Raw genomic sequence first — 15,175 nt, forward strand, 5'->3', positions numbered from 1 at the left:
TTGCCCGCGCTTGCGGGGTGCAGCCTGCGCCCACCCGTGCCGCCCTGGGGGTCCCCCCAGGCCCTTGAGGCACTGGGGGAGGCACGACTGCCCGCAGTCAGGCCGGAAAGGCCGGTTGGGGTACGCCCTTTCCTGCGCCCGGGACCACCAGGAGTGAGCCCGCTACCGGGTGGGGAGCGGTCAGGCCGATCCTCGCTGTGGTGATGTAGAGGTCCGTCAGGTCGGGGCCGCCGAAAGCGCAGGCCGTCACTCTTGGGGTGGGGAGGGTGATGACGCGGTCGAGGTCGCCCGTTGGGGTGTATCGGCGGACCGCTCCGCCGTCCCACAGGGCCACCCAGACGCAGCCCTCCGCGTCGACCGTGAGGCCGTCGGGGAAGCCGGCGCCCTCCTCGATCTCGACGAAGGCGCGGCGGCCGGAGATACCGGCCGAAGCGGGGTCGTAGTCGAACACGTCCACTCGGCGGGTCGGTGAGTCGACGTAGTACATGAGGGAGCTGTCGGGGCTCCAGCCCGTGCCGTTGCTGACCGCCACGTCGTCGAGGACGACGTGCACCGTGCCGTCGGCGGTGAGGCGGGACAGGGTGCCGCCGCCCGGGGCCTCGTCGTAGCGCATGGTGCCGGCCCAGAGGGAGCCGTCGGGGGCGACGGCGGCGTCGTTGGCGCGGCGGCCGGGGACCGGCTCGTGGTGGAGCCAGCGGAAGCTGTCGTCGGGGTCGAGGAGGCCGACGCCGTCGCGGAGGTTCAGGACCAGGCCGCCGCCCGCGCGGGGTTTGGCCGCGCCCACGTGCTGGTCGGTGACGCGGACCGTGCGCCGGCCGGTCGAGGGGTCGTACGAGTGGAGGCGCGCGCCGAGGATGTCGATCCACAGGAGGCGGCCGGTGGCCGGGTCCCAGGTGGGGCCTTCGCCGAGGGTGGCCTCGGCCCGCACCGCCACGTCGTACGTCGTCGTCGTCACGCTCGTCATGCCACGCTCCGGTAGCCCAGCAGCTCGGACAGTTCGGCGGCGCCCTTCGCGGCGAGCTGTTCCAGTTCGGTGCGGCGCTCGTCGCTCCAGCGGATCATCGGGACGGAGATGGAGAGGGCCGCGACGACCTGGCCGGTGCGGTCACGGACCGGGGCCGCCACACAGCTGACGTCGGGGTTCGACTCACGGCTCTCGACCGCGACGCCCCGCTCCCGGATCTCCGCGAGGGCCTCGCGCAGGGCGGCGGGCTCGGTGATGCTGTTCGGGGTCATCCGGATCAGGTCGGCGTCGTCCGGGATCCGGGCGCTGAGCTCGCCCGCCGGGAGGGAGGCGAGCAGCATCTTGCCGACGGAGGTGCAGTGCGCCGGGAGGCGGCGGCCCGCGGCGGAGACCATGCGGACCGCGTGCGTGGAGTCGACCTTGGCGATGTAGATCACGTCGGTGCCCTCGAGGATCGCCACGTGGACGGTCTCGTCGCAGGTCTCGGCGACGGTGCGGGCGACCTGCTGGCCCTCGGCGGCGAGGTCGAGCTGCTCGGCGTAACGGCTGCCGAGCTGGTAGGGACGTACACCGAGGCGGTACCGTCCGGGTTGTCCCGGTACGGGGACGATGTAGGAGCGCGCGGCGAGCGTGGTGACCAGCTCGTGCACGGTGGTGCGCGGCAGCTGCAGCCTGCGCACGATGTCGGGGGCGGAGAGCGACCCGTCCCCGTCGAGGAAGAGCTCGAGTATGTCGAGAGCTCGGGTCACGGCTGGTACGAGACGTCCCACGACCGGCCCCCTCCCTGTTCGTCCCTGGCCTGTGTTCGAAATTTCAACAGGCGATCGGCATGGCGAACACAGGCTAGTCATAAGGCGTCGCACCGGGCAATGGTCGGGCATCGGTCGGGCATCCGTCGTCATCGGGGGGCAATGGCCGTGAAACGCACAGCGGGCCCCGGTGGTGGGCCAGGATGGAGGTATGCCGACCCCCAAACGCCTCGCCGGCACCTTCACCGCTGCGGATTTCCAGCTGGTGCTGCTGCGCCGCATGGCCGACCACAACCCCGAGCTGGTGGAGGACGCCCGCCATGAAATGAACGTGTCACTCGTGGAGATGAGGGAGGCCAACAAGCGTTGGCAGGCCATGGTCCGCTCCCCGCACTCCCGTGGCTCGCTCTCCCGCTACCGGGCCGTCCTGGGCGAGCCGGAGTTCAGGACTCCGCGCCGCGTGGGCGACCTCGACTGCGAGGCCTGGCTGTGGCCGTTGCCGTTCTGGACGGATCTGCGCTTCGAGGTGCTGGTCGCCGGGAACGGCGCCGTATGGAACGAGTGGCTGGTGCGTGCCCCCGGCCACCCCGCCCCGGAATTGCGCACCCTGGCCGATCTCACGCCCTGGTCCTGCACGGTCGACGAGGTCGCCCGCGCCTTCGCCCCCGCTCGTCCGCTGGAGGGCACCGCGCCCACCCGCTGGGGCCTCGCCTTCACCAGCCCGGACGGCCGGGAGGCGGTCTCCGAGTTCACCTGGGGCCTGCTCCAGCGGACGCAGGTCAGGGGGTAGCGGGAGGGCCTGCCGGAGCGGCGGCCGCCAGGATCGCCGCGACCACGGCGGGCACCGAGCCCGGGTGCAGAAAAAGGAACAGGTTCGGCTCGACCAGCTCCAGTTCCATCACCCTCGGCTGCCCGTCGTCCCCGTCCACCAGGTCGACCCGGGCGTACAGCAGTGCGGACGGGTCCGGTACGGCGGCCAGGGCGCGCTCGGCGACGGCCAGTTCCGCCGGGGTCGCGGTCCAGGGCTCCAGGCCGGGATGGGCGACCTTGTCCGCGTCGAAGGCGGTGTCGGGAGCCAGCACGGCGCGCTTTCGGCTGGCGTGCAGCAGGCGTCCGCCGAAGAACTGCAGCGCCCGCTCACCCCCGGTGTCGATACCGCGCACATACGGCTGCACCATCGCCGTCAGCCCCTCGGCGTGCATCCGCGCCAGATGCCGTACGGCCGTCTCGCGCCGGTCGGGCGTGTACCGGGCGGCGTACCGGGCACCGGCCCCGGAGGTCGGCTTGACGACGTACTCGTGGTCCTCGGGCAGATCCACCGGGCCCTCCGGGGCGAGGTACCGCGTGGGCACGGCCGGCACCCCGGCCGCCGCGAGTTCCCCGAGATACCGCTTGTCGGCGTTCCACCGGACCACCTCGACCGGATTGGCCAGCCGCGTCACCGCCGCGACCTTCCGCGCCCACGCCAGGAACTCCGCCGGGCGCCAGCTGTAGTCCCAGGTCGACCGGATCACGACCAGGTCGTACGCCCCCCAGTCGGCCTCGGCGTCGTCCCAGAACACGGCCTCCGCCTCGGCCCCTGCCTCCTTCAGCGCCCGCACCAGCACCGGAAGATCGTCGTCCTTGCTGGGGGCCGGCCGGGGGTCGTAGGTGGCGAGCGCGACTCGGGGCACGGGGGACTCCCTCTTCGTACGACTGTCCGATCACCCGGAAGGCTAACAATCTCCGCCGGAGCCCCGACAGGCCGCTTGACCTTCCCCTTCGGGCAAGCCCCAGCATCGACGGCGGGAACGAGACGAGACCGAGGAGCCCATGTCCATGCTCACGATCGGGGCCTTCGCCCGGGCCTGCCGGCTCTCGCCGAAGGCACTGCGCCCCTACGACGAGCTGGCGCTGCTGCGGCCCGCCCGGGTCGACCCGGAGACGGGGTACCGCTACGACGCGACCGAGCAGCTGGAGCAGGCGCGGCTCGTGGCGTGGCTGCGGCGGCTGGGGATGCCGCCGGCCCGGATCCGCGAGGTCTGCGCCCTCGACGACCCGGCGACTGCGGCCCGCGAGATCCGCGCCTTCTGGGCTCGGGTGGAGGCGGAGACGGCTGTGCGGCGGGATCTCGCCGCGTTCCTGATTGACCACCTGTCAGGCACGACTCCAGGCACGAGCGAAAGGGAACCCACCATGCTGGAACTCACCTGCGCCGCCCACTCCGACCGGGGCCGGGTGCGCCCCGCCAACCAGGACACCGTGCACGCGGGTCGCCGGCTGCTCGCCGTGGCCGACGGGTACGGCGAGGCGGGCGGGTCCGCGAGTGGCGCTGCTGTGGAGGCGCTGAAGTTTCTCGACGCGGCGGAGGTGCCGGCGGGTGGGGTGCTCGGGCTGCTGGAGGACGCGGTGCGGGCCGCGGCGGACGCCGTGCGGGACGTGGCCGCCGGCACGGACGGCATCGGCACCACGCTCACGGCGCTGCTGTGGACGGGCTCGCAACTGGCCCTGGTCCACATCGGCGACACACGCGCGTACCTGCTCCGCGACGGCGCCCTGTTCCGCATCACCCAGGACCACACCCTCGTGCAGTCCCTCCTCGACGAGGGGCGCCTCACCCCCGAGGAGGCCGTCGCGCACCCGCAGCGCACGCTTCTGCTCAAGGCACTCTCCGGCGGCACCCCGGGCATTCCCGACCTCCGCTGCACGACGTCCGGGCGGGGGACCGCTACCTTCTGTGTTCCGGCGGTCTTCCGGTCGTCACTCCCGACGACACCGTCCGTGCTCTTCTCGCCGGTGCGGCCGGGCCCGGCGAGGCCGTAGAGGCGCTGGTGGGTGCCGCGAACGACGCCGGTGGGCCGGACAACATCGCCTGCGTGGTGGCGGACGTGTCGGGTTCTGGTGGGCCGAACGAGTGACTAGGAGTGTCCCGTGTCTTCTCTCTTTCCCGCCCTGACGGGCGAACTCCCGGGGCGGGTCGCCCTGCGGTTCGGTGCGCGTGCTCTGACGTACGCGGAGCTCGCGGCGGCGGCCGGGGCCGTCGGGGAGCGGGTCCGGGGGGTGGGGAGGGTGGCCGTGTGGGCGACGCCCTCGCTGGAGACCGCCGTCGCCGTGGTGGGGGTGCTGCTCGCCGGGGGCGCCGCCGTGCCGCTGAACCCGAAGTCGGGGGAGAAGGAACTCGGGCACATCCTGGGGGACAGCGCCCCGGGTGCGGTGCTCGCCGCTCCGGGGGTGGAGTTGCCGGGCGCACTGGCGGGCATCGAGCGGGTCGATGTCGACGCCTACGGTGCCGGCGCCCCGCCGGACGACCGCCTGGCCGGCGACGAGGATCCCGCGCTCGTCGTCTACACCTCCGGCACCACCGGCCCGCCCAAGGGCGCCGTCATCCCGCGGCGGGCCGTCGCGACCACCCTGGACGCGCTGGCCGACGCCTGGCGGTGGACCGGGGAGGACGTCCTCGTGCACGGGCTGCCCCTGTTCCATGTGCACGGGCTGGTGCTGGGGATCCTCGGCCCACTGCGCCGGGGCGGTGCCGTACGGCATCTCGGGCGGTTCGACACCGAGGGCGTCGCCCGGGAGCTGAACAGCGGCGCGAGCATGTTGTTCGGGGTGCCGACGATGTACCACCGCATCGCCGAAGCCCTGCCCGACGAACCCGAGTTGGTCAAGGCGCTGGCGGGGGCGCGGCTGCTGGTGTCCGGTTCGGCCGCGCTGCCCGTGCACGACCACGAGCGGATCGCGGCGGCGACCGGGCGCCGGGTCGTCGAGCGGTACGGCATGACGGAGACGCTGATGAACACCTCCGTGCGGGCGGACGGGGAGGCCCGCGCGGGGACGGTCGGGCTGCCGCTGCCGGGGGTCGAACTGCGGCTCGTCGACGAGGAGGGGGCGGCCGTGGCGGCGTACGACGGGGAGACCGTCGGCGAGATCCAGGTACGCGGGCCCAACCTGTTCACCGAGTACCTCAACCGGCCCGACGCCACCGCCGCCGCCTTCACCGCCGACGGCTGGTTCCGCACGGGCGACGTGGCCGTGCGGGATCCGGACGGGTATGTACGGATCGTGGGGCGCAAGGCCACCGATCTCATCAAGAGCGGCGGCTACAAGATCGGCGCCGGCGAGATCGAGAACGCGCTGCTGGAACATCCGGGAGTGCGCGAGGCCGCCGTCACCGGGGAGCCGGACCCGGATCTCGGGGAGCGGATCGTCGCCTGGGTGGTGCCCGTGGATCCACAAGTGCCGCCGGGCAGTGATGAGTTGGCCGACCATGTGGCCCTGCGGCTCGCTCCCCACAAGCGGCCCCGGGTGGTCCGGTACCTCGACGCCCTGCCCCGCAACGACATGGGGAAGATCATGAAGCGGGCGCTGCCGACATGACGGAGGGCCGCCGCCCGAGCGCGCGGGAGATCATCGCCCTCGTCGCCGACGGCTTCCACGAACTCCCCCGTCCGGTAAGGGACTTCCGGCCCGACGGGCCCCTCGGCTGGCCCGGCTACGACCTCTCCCGCGCCCGCGCCGCCCAGCGCACCGGCGAGACGGAGTCCGTCGTCTGCGGTACCGCGAGCGTCGGGGGCACCCAAGCCGTGCTGATCGCCTTCGAGTTCGGCTTCCTGGGCGGTTCGCTGGGCGAGCGCACCGGGGACCGGCTGGAGGCGGCGTACGTCTACGCCCGTGAACACCGGCTGCCCGTCGTGCCGTTGGTCGCCACCGGGGGCAGCCGGATGCAGGAGGGCATGCTCGCCCTCACCCAACTCCAGCGGGTCGCCCGGCAGTCGGCGCTGACGCGGGCGGCCGGGCTGGCGCAGATCGCGGTCCTGCGGGACCCGACGACCGGCGGCGGCTGGGCCACCCTGGGGGCGGGCGCCGACGTGGTGCTCGCGCTGCCGGGCGCCCAGGTCGGTTTCGCGGGGTCACGGGTCCGGCCCCCGGACGCCGACCCGGCCGCGTACACCGCGGAGGCGCAGGTCGCGGCGGGGTCGGCGGACGCGGTCGTGGCGCAGGAGGAGCTGCGGGAGACGCTGGGGCGGTGGCTGCGGCTGCTGACCGGGGTGTCGGGCGAGCCCGCGCCGGTCCCGGAGGCGCTGGGGGCGCGGGATCTGCCGGCCTCCGGCTGGGACGCCGTACAGCGGGCGCGGGCGCCCGAACGGCCGCGTGCCGCACGCTACTTGGACGCCTACTTCGACGGCCGTCTCGCGATCTCCGGCGACCGCTGCGGCGGTACCGACCCCGACGGGATGCTCTGCGGGTTCGGCGCGCGGGACGGCCGTACGGTCGCGTACGCCGCGCAGACCGGGGCGGCCACCCGGCCCGCCGGATACCGCACCGCCACCCGGCTGATCGGGCTCGCGGACCGGCTGGGCATCCCGGTGCTGACCCTGGTGGACACGCCGGGCGCGGCCAATGACGCGGAGGCCGAGCGGGAGGGGGTGGGCGCGTCGATCGCCGAGCTGTTCGGGGCGGTCGCCATCGCCCGTACGCCGATCACCACGCTGGTGATCGGCGAGGGCGGCTCCGGCGGTGCGCTGGCGCTCGCCGCGCCGGGCCGTACCTGGGCCGCGCCGGACAGCTACTTCTCCGTCATCGCCCCGGAGCTGGCCGCCGCGATCCTCAAGCGCCCGGAGGACGAGGTGGAACTGACCGCCGGCCAACTGCGGATCCGGCCACAGGACTTGGCCGAACTGGGGGTGATCCGGGCAGGGGAGGGGCCGGAGCGGTGAAAACGGCGGGCGGGACAGGACAACCCCACGTACCGTCCGTGACAATGAGGATGCGCAGAGGCGCAGCGGCGACGAGAGGGGCTACAGGGGCGCGTGGAAGGTCTGGTGGAGTTCAGGACCGACGACGGGGCCGTCGTCTCCGTCGAGGCGGGTGAGCAGCGCCGGCCCGGGTCGCGGCTGGTGGCCCGCGGCGACGGCACGGTACAGGCGGCCCGTACCTTCGAGGGCGCCCTGGAGGGGGTGCGCGCGGCTGCCGAGTCCGCGCTGCGGGTGTTCCGGGACGGGTCGCTGCGGCCCGACGGGGTGGAGATCGAGTTCGGGGTGAAGCTCTCGGCGGAGACGGGCGCGATCATCGCCAAGGGCACGGCGGAGGGCCACCTCGTGGTGAGACTGACCTGGTCACCTCCGACCAACGGGGAGCCAGCCACCGGGACAGCCGCCGCAGGGCAGGCAGCCGTCGGGCAGGCAGCCGCCGGGCAGGCCCCCGCCGGGCAGGACCCGGCCGGAGAAGCCACTGCCGGGCCGGGCGCTGCTGGGAGAGCCGCCGCTGGGCAGGCCGCCACCGGGTGGGCTCCCGCCGGAGAGGCCACCGCCGGGCAGGCCCCCGCTGGGCAGGCCCCCGCCGGGCAGGCCCCGGCCGGAGAAGCCACTGCCGGGCCGGGCGCTGCTGGGAGAGCCGCCGCTGGGCAGGCCGCCACCGGGTGGGCTCCCGCCGGAGAGGCCACCGCCGGGCAGGGCGCTGCCGGGAGGGCCGCCACCGGAGAAGCCACCGCCGGGCACGCCCCCGCCGGAGAAGCCGCCGCCGGGCAGGCCAGCGCCGCAGAGGCCCCCGCCGGGCAGGTCGCCAACGCAGAGGCCGCCGTCAGACAGGCCCCCGTCAGGGAGGCGGGGTCCGCTGTCTCATGATGAGTGCCGAGTGGCATGCCCGGGTTGAGTGTGGCGGTCAGGTCGTCGGGGCGGGGTTTCTGGTCACCCCGCGCAGGGTGCTGACCTGCGCGCATGTCGTGGGCGAAGGGGACGGGGAGCTGACGGTGACGTTCACCGAGCGGCCCGGCTCCCCCGCCGTACCGGCACGGGTGGTCGCCGACGGGGGCTGGGCCGGCGGCCCCACCGACCTGGGCGACCTCGCCGTACTGGAGCTGGAGCAGGAGGTGCCGGTCGCGCCGGCCGCGCTCGCGCCCGTCGGAGCGGCGCACGCACCCCGCCCCGACCGGCCCCGCAAACTCGTCGTGTACGGCTTCCCGGTCGGCTTCGACGAGGGCACGCTCGCCGAGTACCGCATCACCGCCACGCAGTTGCTGAACCGCGAGTGGATCCAGCTGGAGGCGTGGCAGCCGGGCGGCCAGCCGCTCGCGCCCGGGTTCAGCGGCGCTGCGGTCACCCTGGTGGACACCGGCGAGGTGGTCGGCATGGTCACCGCCGCCGCCGGCGCGCAGGGCGTGCACAACGGGCGGATGATGCCCACCGAGGTCATGGCCCGCTACTGGCCCGACCTGACGGGACTGGTGCCCACCGCCGACCATCGCGGCGCCGACCGGGCCCGGCTGCGCGAGCTGGTCGAGCGGGCGGTCCGCGCGGGTCTGGACGGCGACCCCTTACGCCGCGTACGGCTCTACGAGGCCGCCCGGGGCCCGCTGGACCCCGACCCGCCCCAGGAGGGGTTCGAGTCACTGTGGTCGGCGGCCCTGTTCGTACTCTGCGAGATCGACGGCGACGACGCCGCCACCACCGTCGCCCGCTTCACCACCCAGGTGGAGGCCCTGTTCGAGACGCCGGCCGAGCCGGATCCGGAATCGCCCGAGGCTCCCGAGTGGTCGCCCATCCTCGTCGACCTGCGGCACAGCGGCGCGGGCGACGGACAGGTGCTCGTCGAGGTGTCCGCGTACAGCGGGGGACGGCGGCACCCGGTCGGCTCCGACACCCTGCCGCGGGCCCGGGTGCGGGCCTATGTGCAGGACCGGATCGAGGACGCGTTCCGCCATCTGACGCCCGGCAGCGACGAGTTGATCGCGTTCGCGCTGCCCCGGGACTGGATCGACCTGCCCGTGGACCGCTGGGCGAGCGCGCCCGACGACGACACCCCGCTGGGGTCGGTCTACCCGCTGGTCGTCACCGACCAGGCGCGCCGCCGGGCCGGCGCCCGGCACCAGCTGACCCGGGTCTGGAAGCGGCTCGACGGCCTGCCGGGGGTGCGGGTGCACCGGGTGGAGTGCGGCACGCACGAGGAACCGCCGCAGCTGCGGATGCGGTTGCGGCGCTCCGACGCCGTGCTCGCGGGCTTCGCGACCGTGCCGGGCACCCCGCGCACCCGTGCCCACTTCGACACCTCGCTCACCGCTCCCGCCCCGGTGGTCGTCTGGTCCCGGGGCGGCTGCGCGGCCGGGGACGACGTGCCGTGCGCGGGCGGGGAGGGATGCGCGGGCAAGACGTTCCTGGACGAGCTCGACGCCTGTGTGTCCGGTGTCCCGCCCGCCGAACTCCCGCGCCTCGTCCTGACGTTGCGGGAGGAGGCCGACGCGGAGGACGGCCACTGGGCGCGCGACATCCAGCTGCTGTGGGACGACCCCCGCGTCTTCACCGACCCGTACGGCAGCACTCCCGCCCCGGCGTCAGCCTCCGCCCACTCCCCCGTGGCCTGACCACCCCCGCACCCCGAACTTCGGAGAACGATGTCCGACTGGTCCGTCTACACCGGCGACAGCGACCGTGAGCCGCACGACGGCATCGACCGGCTGCCCCCGCCGCCGCCCTGGCGGGCGTTCGACGGCGAGCCCGTGCTGTCCGCGCCGCGCGACGCCGACGACGCCGCCGCCGTCTCCCCCGACCGGACGCACCGCGCCCGCACCTACGTCGCCACCCCGGAGAGCGTCCAGCTGGTCAACGCGGCGCTCGTGCTGCGCCGCCCGCTGCTGGTCACCGGCCCGCCCGGCACCGGCAAGTCCTCGCTGGCCTACGCGGTCGCCCGCGAGCTGGGGCTCGGCCCGGTGCTGCGCTGGAACATCACCAGCCGCTCCGCCCTCGCCGACGGGCTCTACCAGTACGACCCGCTGTCCCGGCTGTACGCGGCCCGGCAGGCGGCGCGGCGGGAGACGGTGTCCGGCGGCGGAGTCGAGGACCATCTGCGCCTCGGTCCGCTCGGTACCGCCCTCCTCCCCTACGCCCGGCCCCGCGCCCTCCTGGTCGACGAGATCGACAAGAGCGACCTCGACCTGCCGAACGACCTGCTGAACGTCCTGGAGGAGGGCCAGTACGAGATCCCCGAACTCATGCGCGCCGCCCGGCACTCCGCCGAGGACGCCACCGCCGAGGTGCTCGCCGACGGCACGGACACACCGGTCACCGTCACCCGGGGCCGGGTCCGCTGCCGGGCCTTTCCCTTCGTCGTCCTCACCAGCAACGGCGAGCGCGAGTTCCCGCCCGCGTTTCTGCGCCGCTGCGTCCGGCTGAGGCTGCGCAGGCCGGGCCGGGAGCAGCTCACCGAGATCGTGCGTGCCCATCTCGACACCCCGCCCGGCGAGGCGGAACACCTCATCAACCGCTTCCTGGCCCGCGCCGCCGACGGCGAACTCGCCACCGACCAGTTGCTCAACGCCCTCTACCTCACCGGGGTCGCGGGGCTGGACGCCGACTCCCGCGACGACCTGGCGGAACAGCTGATGCCCTACCTGGGCACGACGGCGGACGGCGATGGCTTCTGACCCGGCGCCGCACGGTGACAGCGACGCCCTCGCCCGGCTCGCCGCACTGCTGACGGCCGCGGCGGACACCGCGCCCACACCGCGCGAACTGGCCGAAGTGCTGTGGCTGGCAAGGCAATCGGCCGATCGCGGTTCTCCGGGGAACGCGACGGCTCCTGAGGATACGACCGTGTCGGCGCCCCCTGCCCCGGTCGCGCCCCCGGCCGATGGCGAGCCCCCGGCAGCCCCACCCGCCCCCGCCGACCGTGTCCCCCTCCACCTCCCCGCACCCGCCCCGCGGCCTGACACCGTCACCGAACCCCGTGCGACCGGTGGAGCCACCCGCACGCCGCTGCTCGCCCCCGCGCCCGCGATGCTCCCCCACCCCCTCGCCCTCCAGCGTGCCCTGCGTCCGCTGAAGCGGACGGTGCCGGCGGCGCGGGCCCGGCTGCTCGACGAGCGGGCCACGGCCGACCGGATCGCCCGGCTCGGCGCGCACCCGGACGTCTGGCTGCCCGTGCTCCGCCCCGCCCGTGACCGCTGGCTGCGGCTCAACCTCGTGCACGACACGGGCCCGACCATGCCGGTCTGGCGGCCCCTCGTCCGCGAACTGCACTCCGTGCTGGCCCAGTCGGGCGTCTTCCGCACGGTCACCCTGCACCCGGCCACCCCCGACGGAGCGGCCCGGCACGTCCCCGACCCGGCGGACGGCCGTACCGTCACGCTGGTCGTCAGCGACTGCACGGGCCCGCAGTGGCGCGCGGGGCCGGCGGGCGAGCGCTGGTACCGGGCGCTGCGGCACTGGGCGGCGCGGATGCCGCTGGCCGTCGTACAGCCGCTCCCGGAGCACTTGTGGCCGACGACGGCGCTCCCGGCCGAGCCGGGCGTCCTGGCCGCCCCGGCCGCCGCGGCGCCGCTGACCGCCCTCGCCTTCACGCCGTACGACCCGGACGGCGCCGTACCCCCGCCGGGCGGGGCCGTCCCTCTCCCGGTCCTGGAGCCGGGCGGGCCGTGGCTCGCCCACTGGGCGGCGCTGGTGGCGTCCCCGGGCGGCGCGCGTACCCCCGGCGCGGCGGCCTGGCTCCCCCCTGCCCCGCCCCCGCCACCCGCCAGGGAACCGGCCCCCGAGCCCACTCCCCAGGACCTCGTCCTGCGCTTCCGCGCCACCGCCTCCCCGGAGGCCTTCCGGCTGGCCGGGCATCTGGCGCTGGCCGTCCCCTCGGTCCCGGTGATGCGGCTGGTCCAGCGCGCTGTGGACCGCGATCCGCGCCCGCAGCACCTCGCCGAGGTGATCCTCAGCGGCATGCTCACCGCCGTCCCCGGCCCGCCCGGCTCCTACGGCTTCCGCCCCGGCGTCCGCGACCTCCTCCTGCGCACCCTCCCCCGCACGGCCCGCGGCCGCACCCGCGAACTCCTGGAACGCATCGGCGGCCTGATCGACGACCGGGCCGGCCTGACGGCAGGCGAGTTCCATGTGACAGCGGGCGCCGGCCCGAACGGAAACAGCACGGCCTTCGCGACGGTACGCGAGGAGACCGTACGGCGGCTGGGCGGCGGGGACGAGCCCGGGGAAATGGTCGGGGGCCGGTACCGGCTGGTCAGGAAGACGGGACCGCCGTACTTCGACTGGCTGGCGGAGGACACGCGGGAGGGCGACGCGACGGTCCTGGTACGTCGGTACCGGCGCCCGGCCCAGTGGTTCCTGGCCGGTTTCACGAGCAGCGCGGAGCGGCTCGCCGGAATCCGCCACCCCGGAGTCGCGGCAGTCGTCGACCACGGCGTGGAGGACGATGTCCCCTATCTGGTACGCGAGTTCGTCGAGGGACGGAGTCTCCACCGCCGTCTCGACAAGGCCCCCCACGGGCTGCCCGCGGCAGAGCTCATCGACCTGGTTCCGCGGATCGCCGAGGCGGTCGCCGCCCTGCACGCGAACGGACGGCCGTTCGGTGGTCTGACCGCGATGCACGTCGTCCTCTCTCCCCGTGGGCCTGTTCTGACCTGTCTGGACGCGGTGCGGTTCGGTACCGGGAGCCGCTCGGACGATCTGCGGGATCTCGGGCGTCTCGTGCACACGATGCACCGCGGGACAACGCTGCCGGAAAGCGAGCAACTCCCTTTGCCGATCTCCGAGTTGTCCCTGCCGGAGCGGCTCGCGGAGGCGCTGACCGCCGCCGTCGCCGATCTGACGTCCGACGGACAGGACACCCAACTCCGCGGCCTCGAACGGCTCCTGCGTCTGCCGTCGGCGGACTCCCCCGTTCAGCGGGAGCCGCGCACCCGCTCCACTCTCCTGTTCGAGACCGACACCGATCTCGCCGCTCACCCCGAGAGCCGTATCACTCTCGAGTACGCCGTCCATCAGGTTCTCTCCCGGGGGGCCCTCAGCTCACAGCAGTACGAGGTCGAGGTCCGTCCGAACGGGTACGCCGTGCGGGTCGCGGCCGGCACCGATCTGCTCCCGGTCCTCGTGGCGGCGCTGCGCTGGCTGCCCGACCACTGGGCCACGCTGCGCGAACCGCCGCGGCTGCTCGTGGCGTTCGGGACCCCGGCCCGCCGGACCGCGCGATCCGGCGCCCGCATGCTGATCGTCGTCTCCCCGGCCCTCTACGGCAGTTTCACGGCCAGCTCCGCCGCCGCCGGCCCGTACCGCTTCCATCCGGTGTACGGCGACTCGTCCTCCCCCGACGCCTGGTACCACCCCGGCGCCGAGCGGCGCGACCTGGTGAAGGGGCCGTTCGTGACCCGCGACCTGGGCCGGCTCGGCATCCCCGCCCCCGGCCGTACCGCCGTCGTGCACACCGGCCCCGAGGGCCCGCTCGCCCTCCTCAACCCGGCCGACCCGTACGGCGGCGGCCCGCCCCGCCCGGTGACGTACTACGACGTCGACCTCACCCCGCAGCGCGACGTCCACCAGCTGACCCTGCCCGGTTCCGGCAAGGGCGGGTTCGCCGTCGCCGCCGAGCTGACCTGGCGGGTGGACGATCCGGTGGCGTTCGTGCGGGCCGAGGTGGCGGACGTGCGGGAGCGGCTGCTGGCGCATCTGCGGGAGGCGGGGGCGCTGATCACCCGGCATCACTCCCTGCGCCGGCCCGCCGGTGCGCAGCGGGCCCTCAACACGCAGCTGGTGCGGTGGCCGGTGCCGGGGCTCACGGTGACGTGCGCGGTGACGCTGGCGCCGGACTACGCCCCGCCGCCCGAGGTGCCCCGGCCGGGGCCGGCCGACCGGCCGCTGGCGGAGCTGCTCGCGGACGCCGAGACCGTGCTGTTCGGCTTCGACGGCCCGCTCACCCGCCTGTTCACCGCGACGGGCGCCCGCGCCGCCGCCCTCGACCTGCTCGCCCTGGTCGCCGAGCACCGCGACCCCGGGGACGCGCTGGCCGGCCGGCCGGTGGGCGACCCGGGCGCGACACGGGAGCTGTTCGTGCATCCGCTGGACGTCCTGCGGGCCTTCGCGCAGGACCGGCACGGACCGCTGCTGCGCGAGCGCCTCGACGCGCTGGAGCTGGCGGCCGTACCGGACGCGCCCACCACCCACCGCTCCGCCGCCCTCGTCCGCGCCCTGCACGACTCGGGCCGGCGGGTGGGCATCGCCACGGATGTGTGCGAGCGGGCCGTCCGCCGTCATCTGGAGTCCCGCCGGCTGCCGCTGCTCGCCGGTGTGCACGGCCGCGCCGACGACCTCGGCCGGCTGATGCCGCACCCGGACTGTCTGCTGCGCGCCCTGGCCCCGCAGGGCTCCCCCACCCGCACCGGCGTCCTGGTCGGCTCCACCCTCGCCGAGCTGACCGCCGCCCAGCAGGTGGGCCTGCGGTTCGTCGGCCTGGCCCGCAATCCCACGGTCGAGCAGCGGCTGCGGGAGGCGGGCTGCGAGGTGACGGTGTCCTCGCTCACGCCGGTGCTGGAGGCGGCACGAGCCCTGTGACACGCCGCCTTGTGTGACAAACCCCCATTCGGTCGCGCCCCGCCCGGCCCACCACAGAAGGCGGCGCCCCTCCCGCCCCCGCACGATGCGTAGGAGGCCGTCCGCCCGGCGGCCCACCCGCACGAGAGGCTCGCCCGCCAAGCGGCCCCACGGTCTGTGCTCTCGGG

At 74.9% G+C, this 15,175-nt stretch carries 10 protein-coding genes and 1 pseudogene; 8 read left to right on the forward strand and 3 right to left on the reverse strand.

Going from position 1 to position 15,175, the window contains the following annotated elements; genetic code table 11:
• Nucleotides 1-97: 97 nt before the first annotated feature.
• Both ACFPIH_RS22925 and ACFPIH_RS22930 read right to left on the reverse strand, forming a co-directional pair.
• Nucleotides 98-964, reverse strand: coding sequence for an SMP-30/gluconolactonase/LRE family protein (locus ACFPIH_RS22925; protein WP_381164015.1), 867 nt, complete (start codon nucleotides 962-964; stop codon nucleotides 98-100).
• Complete coding sequence (locus ACFPIH_RS22930; protein ID WP_381164012.1) at nucleotides 961-1,734, reverse strand: IclR family transcriptional regulator; 774 nt, start codon at nucleotides 1,732-1,734, stop codon at nucleotides 961-963. The genes ACFPIH_RS22925 and ACFPIH_RS22930 overlap by 4 nt, the downstream gene beginning before the upstream one ends.
• Nucleotides 1,735-1,924: 190 nt before the next feature.
• Here ACFPIH_RS22930 and ACFPIH_RS22935 point away from each other — a divergent pair, with 190 nt between their 5' ends.
• Complete coding sequence (locus ACFPIH_RS22935; RefSeq protein WP_381164009.1) at nucleotides 1,925-2,503, forward strand: RNA-binding protein; 579 nt, start codon at nucleotides 1,925-1,927, stop codon at nucleotides 2,501-2,503.
• Here ACFPIH_RS22935 and ACFPIH_RS22940 read toward each other — a convergent pair.
• Nucleotides 2,493-3,386 carry an ATP-grasp domain-containing protein gene (locus ACFPIH_RS22940; RefSeq protein ID WP_381164006.1) on the reverse strand — a complete coding sequence of 298 codons (894 nt, stop codon included), beginning with the start codon at nucleotides 3,384-3,386 and terminating at the stop codon, nucleotides 2,493-2,495. The two genes, ACFPIH_RS22935 and ACFPIH_RS22940, sit on opposite strands and share 11 nt — an antisense overlap.
• Before the next feature lie 139 nt (nucleotides 3,387-3,525).
• Here ACFPIH_RS22940 and ACFPIH_RS22945 point away from each other — a divergent pair.
• The 7 genes and pseudogenes from ACFPIH_RS22945 to ACFPIH_RS22975 all read left to right on the forward strand — a co-directional run bounded on the left by ACFPIH_RS22945 (nucleotide 3,526) and on the right by ACFPIH_RS22975 (nucleotide 15,008).
• Nucleotides 3,526-4,610, forward strand: a pseudogene (locus ACFPIH_RS22945) (MerR family transcriptional regulator).
• Between the two features lie 13 nt (nucleotides 4,611-4,623).
• The gene (locus tag ACFPIH_RS22950; RefSeq protein WP_381164003.1) at nucleotides 4,624-6,069 is read left to right on the forward strand and encodes an acyl-CoA synthetase; all 1,446 of its coding nucleotides are present in this window, start codon (nucleotides 4,624-4,626) and stop codon (nucleotides 6,067-6,069) included.
• Nucleotides 6,066-7,409 (forward strand): carboxyl transferase domain-containing protein, encoded by a 1,344-nt coding sequence (locus ACFPIH_RS22955; protein ID WP_381164000.1) that lies wholly within the window; start codon nucleotides 6,066-6,068, stop codon nucleotides 7,407-7,409. The genes ACFPIH_RS22950 and ACFPIH_RS22955 overlap by 4 nt, the downstream gene beginning before the upstream one ends.
• A gap of 105 nt (nucleotides 7,410-7,514) precedes the next feature.
• Entirely contained in the window at nucleotides 7,515-8,315 is an 801-nt protein-coding gene (locus ACFPIH_RS22960; protein ID WP_381163997.1) for a CU044_2847 family protein, read from the forward strand.
• Nucleotides 8,312-10,048, forward strand: coding sequence for a VMAP-C domain-containing protein (locus ACFPIH_RS22965; protein ID WP_381163994.1), 1,737 nt, complete (start codon nucleotides 8,312-8,314; stop codon nucleotides 10,046-10,048). Before ACFPIH_RS22960 ends, ACFPIH_RS22965 begins: the two co-directional genes overlap by 4 nt.
• 30 nt (nucleotides 10,049-10,078) lie before the next feature.
• Nucleotides 10,079-11,107 carry an AAA family ATPase gene (locus ACFPIH_RS22970; protein ID WP_381163991.1) on the forward strand — a complete coding sequence of 343 codons (1,029 nt, stop codon included), beginning with the start codon at nucleotides 10,079-10,081 and terminating at the stop codon, nucleotides 11,105-11,107.
• The gene (locus ACFPIH_RS22975) at nucleotides 11,097-15,008 is read left to right on the forward strand and encodes an SAV_2336 N-terminal domain-related protein (protein ID WP_381163988.1); all 3,912 of its coding nucleotides are present in this window, start codon (nucleotides 11,097-11,099) and stop codon (nucleotides 15,006-15,008) included. Before ACFPIH_RS22970 ends, ACFPIH_RS22975 begins: the two co-directional genes overlap by 11 nt.
• The last annotated feature ends 167 nt before the right edge of the window (nucleotides 15,009-15,175 follow it).

Source organism: Streptomyces vulcanius (assembly GCF_042653945.1).
Classification (GTDB): domain Bacteria; phylum Actinomycetota; class Actinomycetes; order Streptomycetales; family Streptomycetaceae; genus Streptomyces; species Streptomyces mangrovi.